Source organism: Methylobacterium sp. 10 (assembly GCF_000519085.1).
In the GTDB taxonomy this organism is placed as follows: Bacteria; Pseudomonadota; Alphaproteobacteria; order Rhizobiales; family Beijerinckiaceae; genus Methylobacterium.
In genome coordinates, this window is the sequence record NZ_KI912577.1 from 1379202 (window position 1) to 1396585 (window position 17384).

A 17384-nucleotide genomic window follows, 5' to 3' on the forward strand; every position below is an offset into this window, starting at 1 on the left:
CCTCATTCCGAGACGGGGCACGCGACCGGCCCCGTCTCGGGTTTCCTCGATACCTGCGATCCGAACTCGGCCTACGATCCGAACTTGTAGTTCAGCCCGACCCGGACGACGCTTCCCTCCGACCGGAAGCGGGAGGTCGCCTCCACGAGGGACTGGCCGAGTCCGCTGGAGCTCGTCAGCGGGACGCTACGCTTGCCAAGGTCATAATGCAGGTATTCCACCTTCAGCGTCACCGCGGAGGACTGGAAGACGTTGAGGAAACTCTCGGTCGGCAGCGCGTATTCGATGCCGCCGCCATAGGCGAAGCCGGTCTCCAGGCGGTCGATCCCGCCGGCGAAGAGATCGAGGGTCGGAACTCCCGCCACCTGGAAGCTCGTCGCGCTCTGGTCGTTCACGTTGCCGTAGGCGAGACCGCCGGTGCCGTAGACCAGGACGCGGTCGAACGCGTAGCCGAGCCGGCCGCGTACGGTGCCGAGGAAATCGAGGCTTTGCCGCGTGGTGTTGACTACGAACGCATCGCTGCCCGAACCGAAGAGGCTGCGCGACCTGCGCTTGGTCTCATCGAGGTCGGTATAGGCGATGTCGGTCTCGATGCCGAGGACGAGACCCGAGCCGGGGGTGAGCTGGTAATTGTACCCGGCCTGACCACCGGCCACGAAGCCCTGTTGCTGCGAGGACAGCGAGGCGATGCCGGAGCGCTCGATGAAGAAATCGGTGCCGCTTCCGTTCTCCGAGGTCGCCGCCGTACGGACGGTCTGCCGGTCGGTGAAGCCGTATCCGGCCTGCACGCCCGCATAGAAGCCCGTCCAGCTGAAGCTCGGGAGGGGCACGAAGACGGGCGGTGGCGAAGTGCGTCGGGGCAGGTCCGCCGCAGCCACGGTCCCGGTCATCAGCCCGATCATCGCGCCGACACCCAACAAAACTCTCGCCATCGTCCCCTCACCGCCTCCATTGAGGCAGCGACGAGAATCGAAGGCGTGATTGCGGGATAGTGCCGGGAAGACACAATTTCGGACGGACCGCCAGAAACTTTTAACCAAGACGGGACGTGAACAACTCCCCCTCGGGGAGGTGTAAAAATGCCACTGTCATGAGCCCGGCGATAGGTTTCCACAGCCCGTTAGAGCCGCCCCACCACGAAGGCGCGCATGAGCAGATGCGCGATCGCCATCGGCGGCGGCACGGTCAGTCCCTCGCCATGGCTGCCGGCGATCATCGCCGCCACCTCGTCGCGGGTGAACCAGCGGGCGTCGGCAAGCTCGGCCGGATCGATGGTGATCGCCTCGTCCAGGGCTTCCGCCGCGCAGCCGATCATCAGCGAGGACGGGAACGGCCAGGGCTGCGAGGCGTGGTAGGTCACCGCCCCGATCGTCAGCCCCGCCTCTTCGAGGGTCTCGCGGCGAACCGCGTCCTCGATGGTCTCGCCGGGCTCCAGGAAGCCGGCGAGGCAGGAATACATCCCTTCCTTGAAGCGCGGCGAACGCCCGAGCAGGCAGGATTCTCCCCGTCGGATCAGCATGATCACCACCGGATCGACGCGGGGGAAGTGATGGGTCTCGCAGGTCGGGCATTCGCGGCGGAAGCCGCCGGCGGCGAAACGGGTGGCGGTTCCGCAATTGGCGCAGAAGCCGTGGCGGGCATGCCAGGCCAGGATCGATTTCGCCGTGGCGAGGAGGCCGAGTTCGTGCGGCGCCACCGCGTTCTCGGCGGCGAGGCTGCGCAGGTCGGTGGTGCGGAAACCGGGATCGGCGTCGTAGGCGTCGGCGGCCTCCGGCGAGACCGCGCAGGCGAAGACCGGGGCGCCGTCGAGGCGGCCGAGGAACAGCGTGAGATCGGCGTGGCAGGCGCTCGCCGCCTGCCCGGAGGGGAGGAGCGCCGTGTCACCGGCAAGGACGATACGGTCCCCAGCCACGAGCACGATCCGCGAATCGGGCGCGTCCGGCATCGGCACGAGGTCACTGCTCTCGGCCGAATGGCGGATGAGCCGGCTTTCTGCATAGCCGAGAGCGTCGAGGCGCACGCTCATCAGGCGGCCGTGAACAGGGCGCCGATGCGCTCGATCATCTGGGCGCGGGCGTGGTGCGGATAAGGCTGGCCGGTGCCGACGCCCCAGACCGGCGAGGGCCAGGCCGGATCGGACAGGAAGCGCCCGATGACATGGACATGGAGCTGCGGCACGACGTTGCCCAAGGCCGCGACGTTGACCTTGTCGGGCTTGGCAAGCGCCAGCATCACGCCGGTGGCGATCCGGATCTCGTCCATGAGATCGTGCGCATCCTCCGCCGACAGGTCGGTGAGTTCGCTGGCACCCGCCCGGCGCGGTACCAGGATCAGCCAGGGAAACCGGGCGTCGTCCATCAGCAGGACGCTGCACAAGGCGAGGTCGCCCACCGGAACGGTGTCGGCGACGAGGCGCGGGTCGAGGGTGAAATCGTCTGTCATCGCCGCTCAAGCTGGGATGCGTCGGGAATGCGGAGTTCTCGCCGGTTCGGCCTTGTAAGTCACGCGGGCGCGGGCCGCTCGGTGTCGAGGAAGCGGAACAGGGCCGGCGCGTTGGCATGCGCCACGTTGAAGCGCAGCCAAGGGGTCGGCTCCTGATCGGCGCGGAACAGGTGTCCGGGGGCGAGCATGATGCCCTTGGCGGCGGCCCTTTGCGCAAGGCTGGTCGTGTCGGGATCGCCGCCGAAGCCGGCCCAGAGGAAGAGCCCGTTGGCGGGACGGTGGAACAGCGACAGGCCCACCGAGAGCAGGGCTTCGGCGACAATCTTCTGCTCGGCGGCGAGCTTTTCTCGGAGCCGCGCGATGTGGAGGCGGTACTGGCCTTCCGTCAGGATGGAATGGACGATGCTCTCGGAGATCTCCGAGCTGGTCAGGCTCGCCGCCATCTTCATGCGCAGGAGCCGCTGCGCGTTCTCGGGGTTGCAGGCGAGATAGCCCACCCGCAGGGCGGGCGAGATGGTCTTCGAGAAGCTGCTGATGTGGATGACGCGCCCGAGCTGGTCGAGGCTGGCGATGCTGGGCGCCGTCTCCTCGACGAAGCTCGCATAGATGTCGTCCTCGACGATCTGGAAGTCGTGTTTCTCGGCGATGCGGAGGATTTGATAGGCGGTGGCCGGCGTGCTGGACGTGCCGGTGGGGTTGTGGAAGCTGGTATTGGTGAAGAACAGCTTCGGCTTGTGCCGCTCCGCCAGGGCCTGGAGCGCGGGGATCGACGGCCCCTGGAGGGTCCGCTCGACGCCGACGATGGTCACCCCCATGGCGTGGAGCGAGGGGTAGAGGTTGCAATAGCCGGGATCGTCCACGAGGGCGACGTCGCCCGGCTGCAGGAAGGTCCGCATGGTCAGGTCGAGGGCCTGGCTCGCCCCGTGCGTCAGCAGGATCTGGTCCGGGTCGCACTCGATGTTGCGCTGGGCGAGGAGCAGCTGGATCGCCCGGCGCAAGGGGGCGTAGCCGAGGGGATGCCCGTAGCGCGAGACCAGCCGGTCGGGCCGCCGCGCCAGGGCCGCCAAGGCCTGCTTGATCCCGTCGGCGAACAGGTGGCTGTCGGGCAGCCAGCCGCAGCCGGCTTTGACGGTGAAGGCGTCGTCCTCGTAGACCCGCTGGAGCAGCCAGCCGGAATCCACCGAGATCTGCACGGGGTTCCGCTGGGGGACGGCGGCCTTGCGGTCGAGGAGCCGGGCCGAGACGAAGTATCCGCTCGCGCGGCGGGCTTCGAGCAGGCCGTCCGCCACCAGCCGGTTGTAGGCGTTCGAGACGGTGAGCGTGCTCACGCCGCACTGAACGGCGAGCTTGCGCACCGAGGGCAGGCGGGCGCCCGGCGCCACGCTCCCGCTGCGGATGCGCTCGGAGACGGCATCCACCAGCTGGGCGACGAGGGGGGCGGTGCTGGCGGGGTCGAGGCTGATCATGAGCCGTCTTTTCAGGGCGGGACCGGCCACGGCGATCCGACTGTATGGGCCGGTGAACAGATACAGCTGCGAGCGCCAACCCGCCAACTGTCGATAGTCGGTTGGTTCGTGCCGGGCGATAACCCAGCGCGAGGGTCGGGATCTTGCATCGCGGACCGGCGGAGAGACACATGGATCATGCGATCATCGACCAGGCAGGGGACCGGCAGCTCAACGTCGAGCCGTACTGGATGCCGTTCACGCCGAACCGCCACGTGAAGGCCGATCCGACGCCGCGCATCATCACCTCGGCCAAGGGGGCCTATTACCGCACCGCCGAGGGGCGCGAGCTGTTCGACAGCCTGTCGGGGCTATGGTGCTGCCCCCTCGGCCATGCCCAGCCGCGGATCGTCGAGGCCCTGCGCCGGCAGGCAGAGACCCTCGATTACTGCACCGCGTTTCAGATGACCAATCCGGTGACGCTGCGGCTCGCCGAGCGCATCGCCGACATGGCGCCGGACGGGCTCGACCGGGTGTTCTTCACCAATTCCGGCTCGGAGGCCGTCGATACCGCCCTCAAGATCGCTCTCGGCTACCACCGCCTGCGCGGCGAGGCCGGCCGCTTCCGCATGATCGGCCGCGAGAAGGGCTATCACGGCGTCGGCTTCGGCGGCATGTCGGTGGGGGGCATGGTAGCCAACCGCAAGATGTTCGCCACCGCCATGATCCAGGGCGTCGACCATCTGCGCCACACCCACGATTATGCCGAGATGGCCTTCTCGAAGGGCCAGCCGACCTGGGGCGCGCATCTCGCCGACGACCTCGAACGGATGGTGGCGCTGCACGATGCGGGTACCATCGCCTGCGTCATCGTCGAGCCGCTGCAGGGGTCGGCCGGGGTCATCGTGCCGCCTCTCGGCTACCTCCAGCGCCTGCGCGAGATCTGTGACCGGCACGGCATCCTGCTGATCTTCGACGAGGTGATCACGGGTTTCGGCCGCCTCGGCGCGCCGTTCGGCGCGGACCGTCTCGGCGTCATCCCGGACATCATTACCTTCGCCAAGGGCATCACCAACGGTATCGTGCCCATGGGCGGCGTCATCGTCCGCAAGGAGATCTACGACACGTTCATGACCGGGCCGGCCTCGGCGGTGGAGCTGTTCCACGGCTACACCTATTCGGGGCACCCCCTGGCCGCGGCCGTCGCCCATGCCTCCCTCGACCTGATGGAGGAGGGCGACCTCTTCGCCCGCGTGCGCGAGTTGGAGCCGATCCTGGAGGGGGCCGTCCACACCCTCCGCGACGAGCCGGGCATCAAGGACATCCGCAATTTCGGCCTGACGGCGGCCGTCGATCTCGAACCGACACCGGGCCAGCCCGGCGCGCGCGCTCTGCGGATCTTCGAGCGCGGCCTGCGCGAGGGCATCCTCCTGCGCTTCACCGGCGACACCATCGCCATGGGCCCGCCCTTCATCTCGACCCCCGCCGAGATCACCGGCATGATCGAGATGCTGCGCGGCCTCATCCGCGCCGAAGCCTGACCGGCGGACGGCGTTCTCCCGATAGACGGGCCGTGACCAACTCCATTCTCTTCGAAGGTTGAACCGATATGCCCCTGATGCGCTTCGATATCCTGGAAGGCCGCACCGATTCCGAACTGAAGGCGCTCCTCGACGCCGCCCACGAGGCGATGCTGGAGGCCTTCAACGTCCCGCCGGGCGACCGCTATCAGATCGTCACCGAGCACAAGCCCTCGCGGATGATCGTCGAGGATACCGGCCTCGACATCCCGCGCACCAAGGACGTGGTAGTGGTCCAGATGATCACCCGGCCGCGCGGCAAGGAGAAGAAGCAGCTGTTCTACAGGCTGTTGACCGAGAAGCTCGAAGCCGCCTGCGGCATCGCCCCGGCCGACGTCATGGTCTCCACGGTGGAGAACACCGACGAGGATTGGTCCTTCGGCCACGGCCGCGCGCAGTTCCTCACCGGCGAGCTCTGACAACCGTTTGATCGGATTTCTCAGCGGCTTCTCAAACCAAAGTCGATCACCCAAGCCGACCACCTCATCCCGAGGCGCTCTTTGCTCGAGCAAAGGGCCTCGAAGGAGCCCTCAAGTCGTCGCGCGATCCCTGGAGGGCTCCTTCGAGGCCGCTACGCGGCACCTCAGGATGAGGTAAGGCCTTGCAAAAACAACTCAAACAGGCCTGGGCGGGTTTCGCAACGATGGTTGCCGCTTCTGCGGCCTGAAACCTGCGACACGCCGAAGGCCCGAGCGAGGGGGAGAGCGTTGGCCAGCCAATGCGAACCCGCTCGGGGCGCCAAGCCCATTCCGGACCCCACCCCGATCCTCTACGGAACGTCGGCCATGCATGTCCTCATCCTCGGTGGCGGTGTCGTCGGCGTCACCTCGGCCTATTACCTGGCCAAGGCCGGCCACCGTGTCACCGTGCTGGAGCGCCAGCCGGCGGCGGGGCTCGAGACGAGCTTCGCCAATGCAGGCCAGGTCTCGCCGGGATATTCGGCGCCCTGGGCGGCGCCCGGCATTCCCGTCAAGGCGATGAAGTGGCTGATGATGCGCCACCGGCCCCTCGTGGTCTGGCCGAGCTTCGAGCCGCGCTTCTATGGCTGGCTCGCCCGCATGCTGGCGAATTGCACGGAGGAGGCCTACCAGCGCAACAAGGGCCGGATGGTGCGTCTGGCCGAATACAGCCGCGACGTGCTGCGCGACCTGCGCACCGAGACCGGCATCGCCTACGACCATCGTGAGCAGGGCACGCTCCAGCTGTTCCGGACGGCCAAACAGCTCGACCATATCGGCGACGATACCCGCGTCCTCGACGCTTACGGCGTGCCCTACGCGGTGCTGGACCCCGCCGGCTGCATCATGGCCGAACCGGCCCTGGCACGGGTGGCCGGAACCTTCGTCGGCGGCCTGCAGCTCCCCGGTGACGAGACCGGCGATGCGCATCTGTTCACCCAGCGCCTCGCCGCGCTCTGCGAAGGCATCGGCGTGGTCTTCCGCTACGACACGGCGATCACGGGTCTGCGGAGCGAGGGCGACCGGATCAGCGGCGTGGCGACGGCAGGCGGCGAGATCCTGACGGCCGACGCTTATGTCGCGGCCATGGGCAGCTACACCCCGGCTCTGCTCCGACCCTTCGGCATCGGCCTGCCGATCTATCCGGTGAAGGGCTATTCCCTCACCCTGCCCGTCACCGATGCGGAGGCGGCGCCGGTCTCGACGGTGATGGACGAGACCTACAAGGTGGCGATCACCCGGCTCGGCGACCGCATCCGGGTCGGCGGCACCGCCGAACTCGCCGGCTTCAGCGCGGTCCTGCGCGGACCGCGCCGGGAGACCCTGGTCCGCTCCGTCGGCGACCTGTTCCCGGCGGGTGGCGATCTCTCGCAGGCAAAGTTCTGGACCGGCCTGCGGCCGATGACGCCGGATGGCACGCCCATCGTCGGCGGAACGCACCTGTCGAACCTCTACACCAATACCGGCCACGGCACCCTGGGCTGGACCATGGCCTGCGGCTCGGGCCGGGTGCTGGCCGACCTCATCTCCGGCCGCACGCCGGACATCGCCACCCCGGACCTTGCCGTCAGCCGCTACGTTCGCGGCGCATGACGAAGGCCCTCTCGCGCCGAGGCACGAGAGGGCCGAGTGAGGCGGCCTACTCCGCCGCCTCCACGTAGAGCTTGCCGCCCTCGGCCTGGAACTCGGCGGATTTGGCCGCCATGCCCGCTTCGCGCTCGGCCTGGCTCATGGGCGTCGCCTCGCCCAGCACCTGTCCGGCCGCCTCCATGGCGAGCACCTCGGCGCGCAGATCCTGCGTGATCTTCATCGAACAGAATTTCGGGCCGCACATCGAGCAGAAATGGGCGACCTTGTGGGCGTCCTTCGGCAGGGTCTCGTCGTGGTAGGCCCGCGCCGTGTCGGGATCGAGAGAGAGGTTGAACTGGTCCTCCCAGCGGAAGTCGAACCGGGCCCGTGACAGGGCGTCGTCGCGCAGCTGTGCCGCCGGATGGCCCTTGGCGAGATCGGCAGCATGGGCCGCGATCTTGTAGGTGATCACGCCTTCCTTGACGTCGTCGCGGTTGGGCAGGCCGAGATGCTCCTTCGGGGTGACGTAGCAGAGCATGGCGCAGCCGAACCAGCCGATCATGGCGGCGCCGATGCCCGACGTGATGTGGTCGTAGCCCGGCGCGATGTCGGTGGTCAGCGGGCCGAGGGTGTAGAACGGCGCCTCGCCGCACTCCTCCAGCTGCTTTTCCATGTTCACCTTGATCTTGTGCATCGGCACGTGGCCGGGGCCCTCGATCATGGTCTGGCAGCCCTTGTCCCAGGCGATTTTCGTCAGTTCACCGAGGGTCTCGAGTTCCGCGAACTGGGCCGCGTCGTTGGCGTCGGCGATAGAGCCGGGGCGCAGGCCGTCGCCGAGCGAGAACGAGACGTCGTAGGCCCGCATGATGTCGCAGATCTCGTCGAACCGCTCGTAGAGGAACGATTCCCGGTGCCCGGCGAGGCACCAGCGCGCCATGATCGAGCCGCCGCGCGAGACGATGCCGGTGACCCGGCGCGCGGTGAGCGGCACATGGGCCAGGCGGACGCCCGCATGGATGGTGAAGTAGTCGATGCCCTGCTCGGCCTGTTCGATGAGCGTGTCCTTGAAGACCTCCCAGTCGAGCTTCAGCGGGTCGCCGCCGACCTTTTCCAGGGCCTGATAGATCGGCACGGTGCCGATAGGGACGGGCGAGTTACGCACGATCCAGGAACGGATGTTGTGGATGTTGCGGCCGGTGGAGAGGTCCATCACCGTGTCGGCGCCCCAGCGGGTCGCCCAGACCAGTTTCTCCACCTCCTCCGCCGCCGAAGAAGTCACGGCCGAATTGCCGATATTGGCGTTGATCTTGACGAGGAAGTTGCGGCCGATGGCCATCGGCTCGACTTCGGGGTGGTTGATGTTGGCCGGGATGATGGCGCGGCCGCGCGCCACCTCGTCGCGCACGAATTCAGGTGTGATGAAGGCCGGGAGCGACGCACCGAAGCTGTTGCCGTCGGCGAGCGCGGTCTGTGCTCCTTCCAGCATCGTCTCGCGGGCGAGGTTCTCGCGGTGGGCGACGTAGATCATCTCCTCGGTGATGATCCCGGCTTTGGCGAACTCGTACTGCGTCACCATCTGGCCGGGGCCGGCCTTGCGGATCTGGCGCGTCGCCGGACAGGGGGCGACGAGCTTGTCCTCCGGCACGAAGCCGTTGTCCTCGGGCTTGACCGCGCGCGGCGTGATCGTGGCGTAGCCGCGCTTGGCGATCCACGGGTCGCGCAGGAGCGGCAGGCCGGCATTCAGGTCGATCCGGGCATCGGTCTCCGTGTAGGGGCCCGACGGATCGTAGACCCGCACGGGGGCCTCCTTGGGGTCGCTCAACGTCACCTCGCGGAACGGCACCCGGATGTCGTCGCGGCCGGCCACGCTCGCATAGACCTTGCGCGAGCCCATGATCGGGCCGGTGGTCACCGCTTGCGGCTGCCCCTTGGCGGGTTCTTGTCCGGGAAGGTCTTTGGGGAGGACGGGTGCGTTCATGTCGGGTTCGCTCCTGGCGTGGGAGGCGATCCGGTTCGCAACGGTGCGTCAGGACGACGGGCGCCCGCTCGACACGAGCCGGATACCCAAACGCAGTTCCCGTCCCTCCGCCGGTATGAGCCGGATCAGGTTCAAGGGTCAGGGCTGCGGCCCTATCTCAGCCCCCTGAACGGGGCCCCCCTCGGAACGATTCGAAAGTCTGCGTTTGCCGCGTCTTTGTCAATTGCCGGGAGATACATCTTCGCCGGAGTGAACGATCGCCCCTCTCGTCGACCGCCGTGGCGCCTGGGTCGCCGGTCTTTCGATCCAGGCAGTTATCCGACCGTTGACCGTAGTCTCGGATTTAATCCGCAAGGACAGTTCTTTATTGGCGTGACTTTCGCCAGACCGTAAAACGGTCGCGCACAATGGAGCCTTCCCGGTCGGCCGCGCGTTGTCGATCCTAATGTCCCCTAGACGATCAGGCTGGTGTTCCATGAACAAGCTTATTCTCGCATCGGCCGCCTTGCTTGGCGCGGTCGCATTCCTTCCCGCGACGGCCGACGCCCGTGAAGGCGGTGGACTGGGTGCCTTCGCCGGCGGTGGCGGTGGAGGCGGAGGGGGTATGAGCCGTGGCGGTGGCGGTGGCGGTGGCGGTGGTATGAGCCGCGGCGGCGGCGGCGGACTTGGTGCCTTCGGTGGTGGCGGTGGCGGTGGTATGAGCCGCGGCGGCGGCGGCGGACTTGGTGCCTTCGGTGGTGGCGGCGGCGGCGGTATGAGCCGCGGCGGCGGTGGCGGTCTCGGCGCCTTCGGTGGTGGTGGCGGTCAAGGAATCGGCGGTGGACGCGGGCACGGCGGTATCGCCCACGGGCCGAATTTCGGCGGTGGAGGCTACAACCGGGGCGGTGGCTTCAACAGAGGCGGCTACGGCTACAACCGCGGTTATGGCTACAACCGCGGGTATGGCCGGGGCTACGGCTATGGTGGGCTTGGCCTTGGACTGGGCCTCGGTCTTGCGGGGGCCGGGATCGGCTATGGCTACGGCAGCGGTTACTACGGTAACGGCTACGACAACGGCTATTATGGCGGTGGCTATGCTCCGGCCTATTACGGTGGCGCCGTGGACGTTCAACAGGATGTCGGCGGGTCCGACCAGGACGTGGCCTACTGTATCCAGCGCTTCCGGTCCTACGATCAGCGGTCGGGCACCTATCTCGGCAATGACGGTCGGCGTCATCGCTGCCCGCAGTAACATCCTGCCGACGGGTAGGAACGCCTGAGCCTCCTCGCTTCGAGAAGCCCCGCAGCCTCCGCTGCGGGGCTTCATCGCATCCGGGCGGCGGTTCGCTCGGCCGATGAGGAAATGACGTCGAAGCCGAGGCCATGTCCCTCGCACCGGCATCCCGAGCACGTGGCCATGCCCGAAACGGCGCATCTTCCGGTGCGGGGCGGCATGGCGTAACGCCCTATCATGGTCGCTTCCGGTCCCTCCCTCGCTCCCGACGACATCGCCCACGTCATTCAGGTCGCGCTTGCGCCCGCCTTCCTGCTGACGGCACTGGCGACGCTGCTCAACGTCTTCTCCACGCGCCTGGGGCGGGTGGCCGACCGGGTCGATGACGCCGCCGACCGGCTGCAGAAGGCGGATGCGGACGAGGCCGCCCACCTGTCGTACCAGCTGACCTATCTGCGCCGGCGCTCCTTCATGCTCGACGCGGCGGTGGTCCTCGCCTCGTTCGGCAGCATCATGACCGGCATCGCGGTGCTGACGCTGTTCGTCGGGGCCTTGCGCGACGCCGCCACGGCCTCCGTCCTGTTCGGCTGCTTCGGCATAGCCCTGGTCTGCACGGTGGCGGCCATCGTCGCCTTCCTCGTGGAGATCCTGATGGCGGGCCGCCGCGTCAGGGACGAGGTCGACCGCCAGACCGTCGAGGCTTCGGACCGGGAAGCGGGCGGACCCGAGATCCCCCACCGCTCGCCTCGACCGGGCCGGTCCTGACCAGGGCCGGCGACTTCACGCCCCGGTGGGTGCTTCGCCATGCGTGTCGAGCCATCGCACGGCGCCGCCGAGGTCGAAGCCTCGCTCCCGGCCGTAGGCCAGGAGGTCGTCGCGGCTTAGACGTCCCGCCAGCACTTCGGACAGGGCCCACAGGGTGAGCGAGCGGGTGCCGCCGCGGCAATGGGCGAGGACCGGGCCGGGTGCGCCCTCCACGGCTTCCCGGAAGCGCGCGACGTCCTCATGGGTGATGCCGGGGCCGGTGACGGGAAGATGGAGATAGGCGAGCCCCGCCGCCTCGGCCGCCGCCGCTTCGGCCGCACTACCCAACTGGCCCGGCTCCTCGCCATCGGGGCGGTTGTTAATCAGCAGGGCAAAGCCCCTCGTGGACAGGTCCGCGATCTCGGCCTCGTTCGGCTGGCCGGAGACCGACAGGCGGGAGTCGATAGGCGTGATCGTCATGGGGCCTCTCTCTTGGGCTGCCTTCTGGCTGTGCGGTTCCGCTTGCCGGGGGATGGCGCTCCGGCCGGGACAGGCGGGGCATGTTCATTCCACCGCACCGCCCATCGTGAACCCGCGACCGGGCTCGTCCGTTTCCGGTCTGATCCCTCACCCCGCCTTCAGGACAACCACAATGGCCGATGCAAGACAGATCGTCGACGCTCTCGTGCGCTCACGCAAGGGCGGCATCGCCGCCACGGCCGCCCTCGGAGGCCTCGCCCTCGTCGCGGGTCTGGCCCTGCGGGCGCTCCGTCCCTCTGCGCCATCCGACACCCCCGATCTGAGCCAGGTCGGCGAGGACGAGGCGCGCATCATGCTGCGCGCCATGGTGGCTGCGACCCTGGCCGACGGCATCGTCGACGCGCAGGAGCGCCGGCGCCTCGACGCGGCGGTGGAGGCCGCCGGCATCGACCGGGATGGCCGCGCTTGGCTGGAGAGGGAACTCACCGAACCGGCCGAGATCGACGAACTCGCCGAGCGTGTGAATTCACCGGAGCAGGGCACGCGCCTCTACGCCGCGGCACGTCTGGCCATCGACGCCGACACCCTGCAGGAGCGCGAGTTCCTGAAGCGCTTCGCCGAGGCCCTCGACGTCCCGCAGGACGTGGCCGCGCGGATGGATGCCGGGTTGGAGGAGGCCTGAGACCGCTGCCGGATTACTTTCCTATCCATTCATGCCCGGCCACCAGCGCCTCCACCGAGCGCGTCCAGGTGCCGGGCTGGTCGGTGGCGCCGGTGCCAAGCGCCCGCTGGACCATGACGCTGTCGCTCCAGCGGCCGTACTTGTAGCCCACCGCCGGCAGCAGGCCGACGCGGACGAAGCCGCAGGCTTCGTGGAGCCGCAGGGACGCCTCGTTCTGCGCGTCGATATAGCCGATCATCTGGCGGTAGCCGCCGGCGGCGCAGGCCTCGATCAAAGCCGGCAGCAGGCGCCGTCCGATCCCGGCATTCAGGTGCTCGTGATGGACGTAGATCGAGTGCTTGAGCGTGTAGCGATAGGCCGGGCGCTTGCGGAACGGGACGGCATAGGCGTAGCCCGCCACCACCCCGTCGCGGTCGGCCACGAGATGCGGCAGACGCCTCTTGCGCATGGCCTTGCGGCGGCGCTTGAGGTCGTCGGGATGCAGCGGATCCTCCTCGAAATCGCCGACATCGCCCACGCCCCGCCGGATATGATGGGCGTAGATCGCCACCATCGCCGGCACGTCCGAATCCGAGGACGGCCGGATGATCACTGTGGGATCGGAGGCGGTGGGAAGCCCATCCGGACTCACGGGCGGTTCTCGCGCATGACGTAGGTGTAGAACCGGATCGTCCCGTCGGGATCGACGTTGCGGAACACGCCCTGGATCTCGGCTTCGAATCCGGGAAACAGGTTGGCCGAGCGTTCGAACATTTTGAAGTAATCCAGCATGGGTTTCGCCCGCTCGTCCAGTCTCTCGCCCGGCAGCACCGTGCCGATGCCCGGCGGGTAGACCAGAAGCAAGGTCGTCGCCACACGGCCCTCGGCTTCCGCGATCGGCACGTAATCGACGTTGTTGCGGGTGAGCTGCTGTACCGCCTCCTTGGGGGTCATCACCATCTCGGGCAGGTGCCCCGGCTCGAACTGCTTGCGCTGGAGCGTGCTGGTGCCGTGCTCGCGGTGGAAGGCGTGGAAATCCGCGCAGAGGTCGCGCAGGCGTACGCCCTTGTAGCGGTTGGGGCGGCGGCGGACGAATTCCGGCATCGCGTCCTCCAGGGGCACGTTCTCGTCGTGCAGGCGCTTGAAGGCTACGAGGCCGGAGATGAGCGTGCCGGCCTTGGAGGATTCGACGCCCGGCGTCAGCAGGAAGAGCAGTGAGTTGAGGTCGTTCTTCTCCGGCACGATGCGGTTTTCGCGCAGGTACTGGGCCACGATGGGCGCGGGCACGCCGTGCTCGGCATATTCCCCCGTACGCCGGTCGAAACCGGGGGTGAGCACGGTGAGCTTGTTCGGGTCGGTCATGGCGTAGTCCGGCGCCACATGGGTGAAGCCGTGCCAGGCGGCGCCCGGGGTCAGCTCCCAGTATTTCGCGGTGCTGGCCAGCTCGTCCGTCGAGAGGCTCTCCCACGGCACCTTGCCCTCCGGTCCCTTCACCGTGTCCGGCACGAAGGGGTCGAAGAACCAGCGGCGCAGGGGATCGCCCTCCTTCTCCTCGAACTCGCGGCGGATGGCGCGGACCTTCTTGCGCCATTCGATGCCGAGCCGGATCGTGTCGTCCCACAGGACGACGCCCGAGCGGCCCTTCATCATCTGCGCACCCACATCGAGGGAGGCGAAGAGCGGGTAGAACGGCGAGGTCGAGGCGTGGACGAGGAAGGTCTCGTTGAAGCGCCGGTGCTCGATGCGGCGGGTCTGGCCACGGATGTGGCTGTCCTTGGTGTGGATCTGCGAAGCCTGGGAGAAGCTCGCCAGCTGCTTGTGGGTCGATTGCGTGGCGATGATGCCCGGCGAGGTCTCGTCGAGACCCTTCAGCCCCATGGCGAAGCGCCCGGCGAAGAGCGGGTGGAACTTCATGAAGCCCGCCCAGGCCTCGTCGAAGAGGATGTAGTCGCAGAGATGCCCGATCTTCTCGAGGATCATCTGCGCGTTGTAGATCGTGCCGTCATAGGTGCATTGCTCGACCACCGCGACGCGGAACGGGCGCTCGCGCTTCCAGGCCTCCTTGTCGGTCACCAGCGGGTTGGTGCGGATCTTCTCGCGGATGGCCGCCTCGTCGAGGGCCTCATGGTACATCGGGCCGATCAGGCCGAAGCAGTTGCGGTCGGTCTCCAGGAACACCGGGACCGCGCCGCCGAGGAACAGGGCGCCGTGATGGGCGGCCTTGTGGTTATTGCGGTCGAACAGGACGAGATCGCCCTCGGCGACCAGGGCCGAGAGCACGATCTTGTTGGAGGCGGAGGTGCCGTTGAGGACGAAATAAGTCTTCTCCGCGCCGAAGATGACGGCCGCCTCCTTCTGCGCCTTCAGGGCTGGGCCCTCGTGGACGAGGAGGTCGCCGAGATCGAGCACGGAGTTATCGAGGTCGTCGCGGAACACGGCCTCGCCGAGATGCTCCACGAAGATGCGCCCGATGGGCGAGCGGTTGTAGAAGATGCCGCCGTTATGGCCGGGGCAGGTCCAGAGCTGGTTGCCCTGCTCGGCATAATCCACCAGCGCGCCGAAGAACGGCGTCTTCAGGGTCTCGGCATACTGCTTGACCCGGCTCACGAGGCCACGGGCGATGTAGTCCGGGGTCTCCTCGGCGAGGAAGATGTAGCCGTCGATGAAGTCGAGCACCTCGACGGGGATGTCCTCCAAGCGCTTGCGCCGGACCATGATGACGATGGGCATTTCCAGCCCGCGCTTGCGCATCAGGTTGATGAGGGCGGCAGCCTTGCCGTCGAGGCCGCGCTTGCCCCAATCCACCACCATGCAGCCGATGGCCGCGTCGGTCTGGACCGCGATGGCCGCATCCTCCACGCGGCGGGCGCGGACGACCTCGAAGCCGAGCTTTTCCACCGAGCCGATGATTTGCTGGACGCGCACGCCCTCGAGGTCGTCCGGGTCGAAGTTCGGCGCGCACATGAGCACGGTGAAGCGGCGAAAGAAGTCCATGCGGGGAAAGGCTCCGGTGGTCGGATGAATCGAGGGGGGTGTGGGCGCGTTCGCGTTCCGGATCAACCGGGCCGGCCGGCGAGACTGAGCCGGCGGATGACGAGGTAGACGGCAAGCGCCGCGAGCGCGCCGATTCCCAGCGCGAGCAGCGACCCGTCGTCGGATTCGGAAAAGAACAGGCCCTTGGTGTTCATGCCGAAGACGCCCGTCACCAGGGTCGGCGGCAGGAACAGGGCCGTCAGGATCGACAGGGTGAAGAGCTGACGGTTGGTCAGGGCGGTGGTGCGGGCGGCGATCTCGTCCTGCAGCAGACGGCTGCGCTCGGACAGGACATGCATGTCGCGGTGGAGCGAATCGAGGCGTTGAACCACCCGCGCGGCCATGGCTCTCACGGCCTCCGGCAATTGGTCGCCCTCGGTGCCGGCTTCGTCCTCGAGGCGGTGGAACACCGCCCGCAACCCGGCGAGTTGGCGGTGGGAGCGCACGGATTGGCGGCGGATCGGTCCCAGGGGCTTCGGATCGTCCGCCTTGGCCTCGTCGAGCATGTCGTCCTCGATGGCGTCGAGGGAGGAGGACAGGCGGTCGGCCGTGGCGATCAGCGACTCGACGGTGCTGCCGACGAAGCGCTCCAGCAGCTTGGCCGGGCCGGGGACGAGGATGCCGGACAAGACCGCGTCGCGGGCGGCCACCGCGCACGCCGTGGCATGGCGACGGCCGCTGACGAGGAAGCGCGGGCCGAGGATGCAATGGAGCCGGCCGTTCGGCTCCTCGCTCGACGAGCCGTCGAAGGCGCGCTCCCGGTCGGCGATGACAAAACCGGCATGGGGGCCGTCCACGACGACGCGCTGATGCTCGTCGCGGGCGAAGGTCGCGGCGGCGAGTCGGGCCGGGCCGAGGCGTCCTTCGAGGATCAGTGCCTCGGTCCGCGCATCGACGAGGTCGACATGGAGCCAGACGAAGCCGGGATCCGGGTCGTCGAGCGAGGGAATCTCCTCCCCCGGCCCGACCTGGCGTCCCCGACCCTCGGCGTCGAAGGTGAGGGCGAAGATCAACCCCGGGAGGGGTGATTCCTCGATGAGAAGATGCTGCATGGTGCGGTCGCGGCGATCATGGCCGGCAAAATGCCGGCTCACTAATCGCGCTGGATCGCAACGCTGGGCGACACTGTGATGACGGAGAAGCCCCTCCGCCTATCGGTGTTCGGCCTGCGGGTCATGCGATCCGCAGGAGGGGGCGAGGCCGGATGGCTCTCCTCAGCGGGTCGCGACGCCCTTGTCGGCTTCCTTGACGCTTTTGTCGGCGTCCTTGGGATTCATGCCTTTGTCGGCTTCCTTGCGAAGTTCCTCCGCGAAGACGGTGGCCTGATGTCCGACGAGAACCTTCATGTCGGCCGGAACGACGGCCCAGACGACAGCAGAGATGAACACCGTCGCCGCCATGCCGTAGGCGAACGTCTCCATGATGCCAAGCCACCCCAGCAGCAGCGGAATGCTGCTCACGATCAATGCAATAAACGAACTTCCGGTCAGAAAATAAACGGACGCGAAGGTAATGACAGCCAATGCGACTGGCTTGATAAAACGAACTATATAACGCTCCATGGCATTTTATCTCCTATCATAGAGTTGTTAAACCGTTGTTTTATCCACCGATCAGGTATTTGTTACGCAAAAAAATGATATAGGATTTATAATTCAGTCAATCCTGTCGTCTTTCCGGTCCGGTATCGGCCAAGACTCGTATCAATTCGATAAACTGCGAATACCACAAGCTCACCGAGAGTCCAGTGCCTCTCCGGGCATCGGCGGTCGATGCTGAAT

At 67.4% G+C, this 17384-nt stretch carries 16 protein-coding genes and 1 riboswitch; of the genes, 6 read left to right on the forward strand and 10 right to left on the reverse strand.

The genetic code is table 11. The features are described 5' to 3' along the window. Nucleotides 1-71: 71 nt before the first annotated feature. From K368_RS0106320 to K368_RS0106335, 4 genes are all read right to left on the reverse strand, one after another. Nucleotides 72-932, reverse strand: coding sequence for a porin family protein (locus K368_RS0106320; RefSeq protein ID WP_027171662.1), 861 nt, complete (start codon nucleotides 930-932; stop codon nucleotides 72-74). A 188-nt stretch (nucleotides 933-1120) separates the two neighbouring features. Beyond that, on the reverse strand, nucleotides 1121-2026 hold the full coding sequence (gene nudC / locus K368_RS0106325) for an NAD(+) diphosphatase (protein ID WP_027171663.1): 906 nt from the start codon (nucleotides 2024-2026) through the stop codon (nucleotides 1121-1123). Then, a complete protein-coding gene (locus K368_RS0106330) occupies nucleotides 2026-2442 on the reverse strand; it encodes an HIT domain-containing protein (protein WP_027171664.1) in 417 nt (138 codons plus the stop codon). Before K368_RS0106330 ends, nudC begins: the two co-directional genes overlap by 1 nt. Nucleotides 2443-2501: 59 nt before the next feature. Continuing rightward, nucleotides 2502-3908: a PLP-dependent aminotransferase family protein gene (locus K368_RS0106335; protein WP_027171665.1), complete on the reverse strand. Its 1407-nt coding sequence runs from the start codon at nucleotides 3906-3908 to the stop codon at nucleotides 2502-2504. 170 nt (nucleotides 3909-4078) lie between these two features. Between K368_RS0106335 and K368_RS0106340 the strand changes: the two genes are divergently transcribed. From K368_RS0106340 to K368_RS0106350, 3 genes are all read left to right on the forward strand, one after another. Further along, nucleotides 4079-5428 (forward strand): aspartate aminotransferase family protein, encoded by a 1350-nt coding sequence (locus tag K368_RS0106340; RefSeq protein WP_027171666.1) that lies wholly within the window; start codon nucleotides 4079-4081, stop codon nucleotides 5426-5428. Between the two features lie 68 nt (nucleotides 5429-5496). Beyond that, the gene (locus K368_RS0106345) at nucleotides 5497-5886 is read left to right on the forward strand and encodes a tautomerase family protein (RefSeq protein ID WP_027171667.1); all 390 of its coding nucleotides are present in this window, start codon (nucleotides 5497-5499) and stop codon (nucleotides 5884-5886) included. A gap of 366 nt (nucleotides 5887-6252) precedes the next feature. Then, entirely contained in the window at nucleotides 6253-7518 is a 1266-nt protein-coding gene (locus K368_RS0106350; RefSeq protein WP_027171668.1) for a D-amino acid dehydrogenase, read from the forward strand. 46 nt (nucleotides 7519-7564) lie between these two features. On the opposite strand, the gene thiC is transcribed toward K368_RS0106350, so the two are convergent. Next, complete coding sequence (gene thiC / locus K368_RS0106355) at nucleotides 7565-9472, reverse strand: phosphomethylpyrimidine synthase ThiC (protein WP_027171669.1); 1908 nt, start codon at nucleotides 9470-9472, stop codon at nucleotides 7565-7567. A gap of 85 nt (nucleotides 9473-9557) precedes the next feature. Next, a riboswitch (TPP riboswitch) is annotated at nucleotides 9558-9664 on the reverse strand. 283 nt (nucleotides 9665-9947) lie between these two features. On the opposite strand from thiC, the gene K368_RS0106360 reads away from it, so the two are divergent. Both K368_RS0106360 and K368_RS0106365 read left to right on the forward strand, forming a co-directional pair. After that, nucleotides 9948-10703: a BA14K family protein gene (locus K368_RS0106360; RefSeq protein ID WP_036266017.1), complete on the forward strand. Its 756-nt coding sequence runs from the start codon at nucleotides 9948-9950 to the stop codon at nucleotides 10701-10703. 219 nt (nucleotides 10704-10922) lie between these two features. Beyond that, entirely contained in the window at nucleotides 10923-11450 is a 528-nt protein-coding gene (locus K368_RS0106365) for a DUF2721 domain-containing protein (RefSeq protein ID WP_027171671.1), read from the forward strand. A 15-nt stretch (nucleotides 11451-11465) separates the two neighbouring features. Here K368_RS0106365 and K368_RS0106370 read toward each other — a convergent pair whose 3' ends face one another. After that, nucleotides 11466-11909: a TIGR01244 family sulfur transferase gene (locus K368_RS0106370; RefSeq protein WP_027171672.1), complete on the reverse strand. Its 444-nt coding sequence runs from the start codon at nucleotides 11907-11909 to the stop codon at nucleotides 11466-11468. A 172-nt stretch (nucleotides 11910-12081) separates the two neighbouring features. Here K368_RS0106370 and K368_RS0106375 point away from each other — a divergent pair, with 172 nt between their 5' ends. Next, nucleotides 12082-12591, forward strand: coding sequence for a DUF533 domain-containing protein (locus K368_RS0106375; protein ID WP_027171673.1), 510 nt, complete (start codon nucleotides 12082-12084; stop codon nucleotides 12589-12591). Between the two features lie 13 nt (nucleotides 12592-12604). On the opposite strand, the gene K368_RS0106380 is transcribed toward K368_RS0106375, so the two are convergent. The 4 genes from K368_RS0106380 to K368_RS0106395 all read right to left on the reverse strand — a co-directional run bounded on the left by K368_RS0106380 (nucleotide 12605) and on the right by K368_RS0106395 (nucleotide 17165). After that, nucleotides 12605-13222 (reverse strand): GNAT family N-acetyltransferase, encoded by a 618-nt coding sequence (locus K368_RS0106380; RefSeq protein ID WP_027171674.1) that lies wholly within the window; start codon nucleotides 13220-13222, stop codon nucleotides 12605-12607. Continuing rightward, the gene (locus tag K368_RS0106385; RefSeq protein WP_027171675.1) at nucleotides 13219-15564 is read right to left on the reverse strand and encodes an Orn/Lys/Arg decarboxylase N-terminal domain-containing protein; all 2346 of its coding nucleotides are present in this window, start codon (nucleotides 15562-15564) and stop codon (nucleotides 13219-13221) included. The genes K368_RS0106380 and K368_RS0106385 overlap by 4 nt, the downstream gene beginning before the upstream one ends. A 62-nt stretch (nucleotides 15565-15626) precedes the next feature. After that, nucleotides 15627-16655 (reverse strand): CorA family divalent cation transporter, encoded by a 1029-nt coding sequence (locus K368_RS0106390; protein ID WP_027171676.1) that lies wholly within the window; start codon nucleotides 16653-16655, stop codon nucleotides 15627-15629. Nucleotides 16656-16817: 162 nt separating this feature from the next. Continuing rightward, on the reverse strand, nucleotides 16818-17165 hold the full coding sequence (locus K368_RS0106395; RefSeq protein WP_027171677.1) for a hypothetical protein: 348 nt from the start codon (nucleotides 17163-17165) through the stop codon (nucleotides 16818-16820). Nucleotides 17166-17384 lie beyond the last annotated feature (219 nt).

What these genes read in the sequence shown, in the direction of transcription:
- K368_RS0106390 (WP_027171676.1), bottom strand. Translation starts at nt 16,655, where the DNA reads ATGCAGCATCTTCTCATCGAGGAATCACCCCTCCCGGGGTTGATCTTC.
- K368_RS0106395 (WP_027171677.1), bottom strand. Translation starts at nt 17,165, where the DNA reads ATGGAGCGTTATATAGTTCGTTTTATCAAGCCAGTCGCATTGGCTGTC.
- K368_RS0106340 (WP_027171666.1), top strand. Translation starts at nt 4,079, where the DNA reads ATGGATCATGCGATCATCGACCAGGCAGGGGACCGGCAGCTCAACGTC.
- K368_RS0106360 (WP_036266017.1), top strand. Translation starts at nt 9,948, where the DNA reads ATGAACAAGCTTATTCTCGCATCGGCCGCCTTGCTTGGCGCGGTCGCA.
- K368_RS0106320 (WP_027171662.1), bottom strand. Translation starts at nt 932, where the DNA reads ATGGCGAGAGTTTTGTTGGGTGTCGGCGCGATGATCGGGCTGATGACC.
- thiC (WP_027171669.1), bottom strand. Translation starts at nt 9,472, where the DNA reads ATGAACGCACCCGTCCTCCCCAAAGACCTTCCCGGACAAGAACCCGCC.
- K368_RS0106335 (WP_027171665.1), bottom strand. Translation starts at nt 3,908, where the DNA reads ATGATCAGCCTCGACCCCGCCAGCACCGCCCCCCTCGTCGCCCAGCTG.
- K368_RS0106350 (WP_027171668.1), top strand. Translation starts at nt 6,253, where the DNA reads ATGCATGTCCTCATCCTCGGTGGCGGTGTCGTCGGCGTCACCTCGGCC.
- nudC (WP_027171663.1), bottom strand. Translation starts at nt 2,026, where the DNA reads ATGAGCGTGCGCCTCGACGCTCTCGGCTATGCAGAAAGCCGGCTCATC.
- K368_RS0106345 (WP_027171667.1), top strand. Translation starts at nt 5,497, where the DNA reads ATGCCCCTGATGCGCTTCGATATCCTGGAAGGCCGCACCGATTCCGAA.
- K368_RS0106375 (WP_027171673.1), top strand. Translation starts at nt 12,082, where the DNA reads ATGGCCGATGCAAGACAGATCGTCGACGCTCTCGTGCGCTCACGCAAG.
- K368_RS0106365 (WP_027171671.1), top strand. Translation starts at nt 10,923, where the DNA reads ATGGTCGCTTCCGGTCCCTCCCTCGCTCCCGACGACATCGCCCACGTC.
- K368_RS0106330 (WP_027171664.1), bottom strand. Translation starts at nt 2,442, where the DNA reads ATGACAGACGATTTCACCCTCGACCCGCGCCTCGTCGCCGACACCGTT.
- K368_RS0106385 (WP_027171675.1), bottom strand. Translation starts at nt 15,564, where the DNA reads ATGGACTTCTTTCGCCGCTTCACCGTGCTCATGTGCGCGCCGAACTTC.
- K368_RS0106370 (WP_027171672.1), bottom strand. Translation starts at nt 11,909, where the DNA reads ATGACGATCACGCCTATCGACTCCCGCCTGTCGGTCTCCGGCCAGCCG.